This is a genomic window from Paracoccus sp. MC1854 (assembly GCF_014164635.1).
Classification (GTDB): domain Bacteria; phylum Pseudomonadota; class Alphaproteobacteria; order Rhodobacterales; family Rhodobacteraceae; genus Paracoccus.
The window spans coordinates 21828-29347 of record NZ_JACJFU010000032.1 but is presented as its reverse complement, the minus strand read 5'-3'; the positions used below and the strand labels follow the sequence as shown (position 1 = coordinate 29347).

Below are 7520 nucleotides of genomic sequence, written 5' to 3'. Positions count from 1 at the left end.
CCGAGCCGAGCTAGGAAAGGTGCGAGCCAAGCCTCATAGGCAGCCCGCCAGTGGCTTGTGGTTGCTCTCATCACGGCACCTCCCGTGAGCACCACCCCGAACTACCACAAAACCTGGCAGAGTAGTGCTAAGTATGCGGTGCCCGCTCTCGCTGCTGCGCTCCAGATGCCGGTTCGATCAGTATCGCGACTCCTCCCAGAGGATCTCCCGCGGGATGTGACCGGGCAAGTGGTGAGCCAGAGTCCAGACGATCGTTTCGTCATCCCCGCGTTTCACGTGCGTTGGCGACCAAGTGAAGTAGGCACAATCCGGATCGCGGTCGCGATAGTCGGGGTCCAGGCCGAGCGCACCCCGGACTTCGTCTTCGTAGCCGCGCGGCGTACGCAGGACGATCTCGAGAATGAATGTGCCATAGCCTGTCGAGATCAGCTTGTTGCCCGCAAGTGCCAGCTTGTGCGCCGGGATTTCCTGAAGCCGGGTCGGATCAATTCCTGGCTCTCCTGACCAGCGATAGACGCAGGGCGCGGCTGGATAGTCGAGGCACAGGACATCCTCGCTTTCGACACGCGGCCGACCGTCCATCTTGTAATGGCCCACGAAGACGGGGGCCGCGCCTGCAGGATGGGCGGGGGTGACGATGGCGTCGGGAAGCGGGCTGTCGGGCAGGCTGTTGCGATCCGGAACTGAAAGGGCCGCGCTGCGCCAAGTCTTGTCCTGGCGCCACCAGGCCAGGCGGACATCGTGGCGTCGATCGCCTCGCTTGTCGAGAAACGAGACGCCCTCCGGCAGGGCAACCTCCCGCCCTGAGGTGATCAGCTTGACCGCCCGGCCGAATGCGGTGTCCTCGCGCGCGATCTCGGGCAGATCCTCCGGACGCAGCCGGCCATCGGGGCGACGTTCACGGATCAGTGCAATCTCGGGATCGGACCAGCAGGCATGGACCAGCCGCAATCCGTTCTGGTCATGCCAGAGTGGCAGCGTCTCCAGGAACCAGTCCGTCCACTCCAGTGCCTCCGGTGTCTCGATGCCGAAAGCCTTGATGAAACTCGCATGCTGGCCGGCATTCTTGTCACTCCGCGGGCGCAGCGGCTGGCCGTCCTCTCCGCGTCGATGGAAGAGGATCGCATTCAGCTCGTGATTGCCCATGATCGCAATCGCCTGGCCCGCATCGACAAGGCCGCGCACGCGCTGAAGGACCCGGCGATCGTCGGCCTTCGTCATGTTGTCGGCTGCCGCGTCGATGAAGTCGCCCAGAAATGCCGGGCGTGTGCCCGATGCCAGTGAGAGGCTTGCCTCGAGGCGTTGCCAATCGGCATGAATGTCGGGAATGATCGTGAACACGGGAAATCTCTCCGTTTTGTCGGCTCAAACGCCGGGATAGAAGCGCCACAAGTCGCGCACGAAATTCTCGTCGGGACGCCGCGCCCGGTGCAGGTCGGTGGCAATCCGCCCGATCAGGTCGGCGCATTCGATCTGCTGTCGCCACAGATGCGCCATGACCTGCTCGGGGTAGAGCAGCCCCAGCAGATTGCCCGCGATCGCTCCGGTGCTGTCACTGTCACCCGAGTGGGTCACGGCGATACGCAGGCCTTCCTCGAAATCACGTCCCACGAGCGCTGCATAGATGGCAATTGACAGGGCCTCCTCCGCCACCCAACCGCCCCCCAGGCTCTCGACCGTGGCGGCATTGCCGTCGGGACGGGCATCACGTGCGGCGTCGATGGCCTTCAGTACATGCGCATCGAGATGTGCGCGTCGCAAGGTCTCGAGGGCACGAGACAGAGGTAAGCCCTCCATCACAAAGGAAAGCAGGAGCGCAAAGGCCTGTGCTGCGTTCCGCTCTGCAGGATGTGCATGGGTAAGGTGAGATGTCTCGTCGGGGGCTTGGCTGACCTGCTGTAAATTCAGCAGCAGCCCCACCGGAGCGACGCGCATGATCGTTCCGCAGCCCTTGCTGTCATTCTGCGCCCATTCGCCAAATTCGCGGCCCGCAGCAAGCGCAGAGAGGCAAGTGGCTCCCGGCGCGCGGCGGCGATGCAAGCGCGGATCACGAACCAGGCCGACATGGTCGACCCATGCGATGGGACTGGACTCGCCCTGTGTCACATACCATCGCAGGAGAGCGTGATGGACGACCCCGCCAGCCACCACCGCAGCGTTACCTCCCCATTTCGCGATTGAGCGCATGACCGAGCGGATGGCGCCTTCCGCCGTGAACAGGGTCATCTGCGTGTCATCCGTGATCGCTGCGCGCACGCCATCATGGGGCAAGATCCGGTCGATTCCGTCAGGAAAACGGGCCCGGATCCGGTCGAGTGACCAGAACTCGATCTCGGCACCCAATGCGTCGCCGATCGCGCCGCCATAGAGGCTGGCGCGGATGCGGCCAAGTTCGCGATCATCTTCGGCCATCAGCGTATCCAGCCAGCGGCGCTGGGCGGGCAGGGGCGCTGCCCCCTTGCGGTGTTGATTTCCACCCGGAACTGACCCGGGTTTTCCATCAAGAAGTGACCCACCTTCAGGTTATGTTTCGGGGGTCAGGCTTGGGTCAAGGCATGGCCGGCCTCCTTCGTTTTCCTGACCGCTGCGCCCGATCGGCTCTCATTCTACATACAAACTGCAAGATCTGCGGATCGAGTATCCTTGGCACCCGCTGTTCGGCCGCGTCCTGCGCGCCCGTGATGGTGGTCATCGGCACGGTTCGGATTCGATCCTGGTAGAAGAACGACCCGGATTCTTCCGGACCTTGCCGCCCTGGATGTGCGATCCCGCCTACTGTGCGCGGCTGGACAGCGGACCGCCCGTTGTCGCGCTTGAAGCCTTGGAAGCGCTCGCCCGAACCTTGGATCTGATGCGTCGTGCCGAGGTTGCGTCATCCTCTGGAGCACCGATTCCAGAGGAGGATACGCATGCCTTGCCGACCCCGATCCCGTTCGCAGCCAACGCAGCTCTGCCTGGCACTGGACGACAGCCGGAACCGTCCTCCGGCGGCACCATCGACACCCGCAATTCTGGAAGCACTGGCCGAGTTGCTGCTGACGGCCGCAGAGAAGATATCGGAGGGCTCGCAAAATGATGCATGTAAAGATCACCGCTGAGCACCTCGCTCGCAGTGCGATCGTCTATGTCCGGCAATCGACGATGAGCCAGGTCCTTGGCAATCTGGAGAGCCAAAAGCGGCAATACCAGATGGCCGAAGCTGCCCGCGACACAGGCTTCGCGGAGGTCCGGGTGATCGACGAAGATCTGGGGCGCTCCGGTTCCGGTCAGATCGCGCGGCCGGGCTTCCAGCGCCTGGTTGCGGAAGTGTGTGCCGGGACGGTGGGCGCGGTCTATTGCATCGAGGCTTCGCGCCTCGCCCGCAATGGCCGCGACTGGCATCACCTGATCGATCTGTGCGCCCTGACGGGAGCCTTGGTGGTCGACCCGGAGGGGGTCTACGATCCCCGCCTGATGAACGATCGGCTGCTGCTCGGGCTCAAGGGAACGATGTCGGAATACGAACTGAGCCTCCTTCGCCAGCGTGGGCTGGCAGCCCGAGACGCGAAGGCGAGACGGGGCGAGCTGCGCTTCACCCTGCCGCCGGGCTTCTGCTGGAGTGAGGACGACAGGATCGAGATGGATCCCGATGAGCGGGTCCAGCAGGCCATCCGCCTGATCTTCGCCAAGTTCCGCGAGCTTGGCAGCGGGCGGCAGGTGTTCCTGTGGCTGCGTGCGGCGGATCTCCATCTGCCGGTGGTGCTGCGTAACGGCGCCTTGCGGAAGATTGCATGGCGCAAGCCCGCCTATCACAGCGTGATGCAAGTTCTGCACAGCCCGATCTATGCTGGCGCTTATGCCTTCGGGCGGACCGGGAACCGGACAGGGGTGGTGGATGGGCAAGCGCGCAAGACCAGCGGTCACCACCGGGCGCTCGAGGACTTGAGCGTGCTGATCAAGGACAACCACGAGGGATATCTCGACTGGCGCGCCTACGAGGAGAACTGCCGCATGCTGGAAGAGAACGCGCATATGCAAAAACGCACGGCCCGCAAATCGGGACGTGGCGGACAGGCGCTGTTGTCGGGCATGGCCCGGTTGCGCGCTGCGGCAGGATGATGCGGGTGTTCTACAAGACGGGGACGGACCTGTCGCACCGTTATCAGTGCCGCGGCGATGACGGACATGTCGGGGCCGGTCTGTGCATCGGTGCCGGCGGGGGAAGTATTGATGCGCTCGTCGCGAGTCAGCTTCTCGAGGCCGTCTCCGGACAGGCCGTGCAGGCCGCCCTTCTGGCGGAGCAGCAGGTCGCCCGGGCGCAGGAGACCGTCCGGCTTGCGGTCGAGAAGGAACTCGATGAGGCCCGATATGTGGCGGAACTGGCGGAGCGGCGCTACGAGCACGTCGATCCCGCCAAACGGCATGTCGCCCGAACCCTGGAGGCGCGCTGGAACGCGGCGTTGGAGCGGGTGGCGGCGGTAGAGCACAAGCTTGCGGCACTCGGCGCGGAGATCCGGGCGAAGCCCGGGGTCAATCCCGCCGTTCTCATGCGGCTCGCCACGTATTTGCCGTCCGTCTGGAACGCGGCGGGAACCGATGCCCGCGCGAGACAACGTCTGGTCAGGCTGCTGATCGAGGAGGTCGTGATCGATATCGACGCAGAGGAGAACGAGTTCATTCTGCTCATCCATTGGATCGGCGGACGCCACACCGAGGTCAGGCTGGCCCGGCGCAAGACAGGGCGGTTCCCGCCAGGCCGCACGCTCACGGCCCCGGAGGTCCTCCGCAAACTTGCCGGACACTGGCCTGACAGGGAACTGGCAGTCACTCTCAACCGGATGCGCTGCCGCACCGAGGATGGGGAGACATGGACAACCGTTCGTGTCGCGGAATTGCGCGACAGGCTCGCGATCCCTCCCTATGATCCTGATGCCGAGGTCCCGAAGACCTTGAGCGTCGACGCTGCTGCCAAGCGGCTCGGCGTGTGCGTCGCTTCGGTTCACAAGCTGATCCGGTCGCAAACTCTGCCCGCAACCCAGATCATGTATTCCGCCCCGTGGAAAATACCGGTCGACGCGCTGGAGACCGAGGCGGTGCGGATAGAACTGCAGGAGATTGCCGCGCGTCGTCCACGGCAAGCGCTTGATAATGTTGCAAACAGGTCCATGAATCTGCCGGGATTCTAACAAACGAGGTGCATTATGAAACGTGATCGCCTGAGCTTGCCTTGAAGCGGAAGCTGTCGTTTCCGGTCTCCAGGATGTGGCAGCGGTGGGTGAGGCGATCGAGCAGCGCGGTGGTCATCTTGGCGTCGGCGAAGACCGAGGCCCATTCGCTGAAGCCGAGGTTGGTCGTGATAACGACGCTGGTGCGCTCATAGAGCTTGCTCAGGAGATGGAAGAGCAGGGCACCGCCCGAGGCGCTGAACGGCAAGTAGCCCAGCTCGTCCAGGATCACGAGATCGAGCCGAGTCAGGCTTTCAGCGATCTGTCCGGCCTTGCCCTTGGCCTTTTCCTGCTTGAGGGCGTTGACCAGTTCGATGGTGGAGAAGAACCGAACCTTTCGGCGATGGTGTTCGATGGCCTGGATGCCCAGGGCGGTCGCGACATGGGTCTTTCCGGTGCCCGGGCCGCCGATCAGCACGACGTTCTGGGCGCCATCGATGAAGTCACCGCGATGCAGTTGCCGCACCGTGGCCTCGTTGATCTCGCTGGCAGCGAAGTCGAAGCCCGAGAGATCCTTGTAGGCCGGGAAGCGCGCCGCCTTCATGTGATAGGCAATGGAGCGCACTTCGCGTTCTGCCAGTTCGGCCTTCAGCAGCTGGGACAGGATCGGCACGGCTGTCTCGAATGCCGGCGCCCCCTGTTCGATCAGGTCGGTGACGGCTTGGGCCATGCCGTGCATCTTCAGGCTGCGAAGCATGATGACGACGGCGCCGCTGGCGGGATCATGACGCATGGCGGTCTCTCCCGATCTGGGCCCGCAGGCCGTCATAGCGTTCGACATCGGCCTTCGGCTCATGGCGCAGGATCAGCGCCTCCGGTGTGTCGATGTTCGGGCCGCCGGTCGTCTTGCCGTCGATCAGCCTGTGCAGCAGATTCAGCACATGGGTCTTGGTCGCGACGCCTTCAGCCAGAGCCATTTCCACAGCAACCAGCACAGCCTGTTCATCATGTTGCAGGATCAGCGCCAGGATATCGACCATCTCGCGATCGCCACCGGGACGTCGCAGCATCTGGTCCTGCAACTGTCGGAAGGCCTGGGGCAATTCCGCGAAGGGCGCACCGTTCCTGAGGGCACCCGGCTTGCGGCTTCGATGACGGCCAGATAATGCCGCCAGTCATAGATCGTGCGTGGCGGCAGGTGATGGGAGCGCTGGATCACCCGCTCATGTTCGCACAGGATCTGTCCCTCGGCGGCAACCACCAGCCGATCCGGGTAGACTCTCAGGCTGACGGGCCGGTTGGCGAAGGGTGCGAAGGGACCGTGGCGCCAGTGGCGCCGCGTAAGCCCGAAGCACGGCACGCTGTAGCGATTGCGTTCGAAGCTGATCAGGCAGGTGGGTGAGACACGCTTGCTCCGCTCGACGAAGCCGTCGAAGGCAGGCGGCAGCGGCATCAGCGCAGTTTGCTCCTCGGCCCAGGCGTCGGCGACGGTTCCGGGCAGAACCCCGTGCGGGATCTCGCGCCACAACTCCAGACACCGCTGTTCCAGCCAGGCGTTCAGCGCCGCCAAGTCAGGAAAGTCCGGCATCGGCTGCCACAAACGAGGCCGTGCATCCTGGACGTTCTTCTCGACCTGCCCCTTCTCCCATCCCGCGGCAGGATTGCAGAACTCCGGCTCGAAGACATAGTGGTTGGTCATGGCGAGGAAGCGGATGTTGACCTGCCGTTCCTTGCCGCGACCGACGCGATCGACCGCCGTCTTCATGTTGTCATAGATGCCGCGGCCCGGCACGCCGCCGAAGACGCGGAACCCGTGCCAGTGGGCGTCGAACAGCATCTCGTGGGTTTGCGAGCCGGATAGGCCCGGACCAGGAAGGCCCGGCTGTGTGCCAGCTTGATATGGGCGACCTGAAGCTTCGTGCGCTCGCCCCCCAGAGCCGCATAGTCCTCGCTCCAATCGAACTGGAACGCCTCGCCCGGCCGAAAGGCCAACGGGACGAAGGTGCCGCGGCCCGTCGTCTTCTGCTCGCGATGCTGGTCCATCCGCCATTGCCGGGCGAAGGCCGCGACCCGGCCGTAGGAGCCAGTGAAGCCAAGCGCCACGAGGTCGACATGGAGCTGCTTCAGCGTTCGGCGCTGCTTGCGTGACTTGCCGGCTTCCGTCTTCAGCCACGCCGCCAGCTTCTCGGCAAACGGATCAAGCTTGCTCGGCCGCTCCGACGTCGCGAACCTTGGCTCGATGGTGCCAGCGTTCAGATACTTCCTGATGGTGTTGCGCGACAGACCGGTCCGCCGTGCGATCTCCCGGATCGGCAGCTTCTCCCGCAACGCCATGCGTCGGATGATGTTCAAAAGTCCCATGTGGATCACTCCGTT

Annotated in this window: 5 protein-coding genes and 1 pseudogene; 2 read left to right on the top strand and 4 right to left on the bottom strand. The window is 64.1% G+C overall.

Annotated features, from left to right (window positions below):
• Positions 1-177 precede the first annotated feature (177 nt).
• Together H5395_RS15165 and H5395_RS15160 are read right to left on the bottom strand one after the other, a co-directional pair.
• Positions 178-1341 (bottom strand): metallophosphoesterase, encoded by a 1164-nt coding sequence (locus H5395_RS15165; RefSeq protein WP_182793401.1) that lies wholly within the window; start codon positions 1339-1341, stop codon positions 178-180.
• 24 nt (positions 1342-1365) lie between these two features.
• Positions 1366-2412 carry an ADP-ribosylglycohydrolase family protein gene (locus tag H5395_RS15160; protein ID WP_182793400.1) on the bottom strand — a complete coding sequence of 349 codons (1047 nt, stop codon included), beginning with the start codon at positions 2410-2412 and terminating at the stop codon, positions 1366-1368.
• Positions 2413-3072: 660 nt separating this feature from the next.
• Between H5395_RS15160 and H5395_RS18550 the strand changes: the two genes are divergently transcribed.
• Both H5395_RS18550 and H5395_RS18545 read left to right on the top strand, forming a co-directional pair.
• Entirely contained in the window at positions 3073-4098 is a 1026-nt protein-coding gene (locus tag H5395_RS18550) for a recombinase family protein (protein WP_220495071.1), read from the top strand.
• A gap of 5 nt (positions 4099-4103) precedes the next feature.
• A complete protein-coding gene (locus H5395_RS18545) occupies positions 4104-5165 on the top strand; it encodes a helix-turn-helix domain-containing protein (protein ID WP_220495070.1) in 1062 nt (353 codons plus the stop codon).
• Between the two features lie 13 nt (positions 5166-5178).
• On the opposite strand, the gene istB is transcribed toward H5395_RS18545, so the two are convergent.
• Both istB and istA read right to left on the bottom strand, forming a co-directional pair.
• Positions 5179-5937 (bottom strand): IS21-like element helper ATPase IstB, encoded by a 759-nt coding sequence (istB, locus tag H5395_RS15150; RefSeq protein ID WP_182793399.1) that lies wholly within the window; start codon positions 5935-5937, stop codon positions 5179-5181.
• Positions 5927-7505: pseudogene (gene istA, locus H5395_RS15145) on the bottom strand (IS21 family transposase). Before istA ends, istB begins: the two are co-directional and overlap by 11 nt.
• Between the last annotated feature and the right edge of the window lie 15 nt (positions 7506-7520).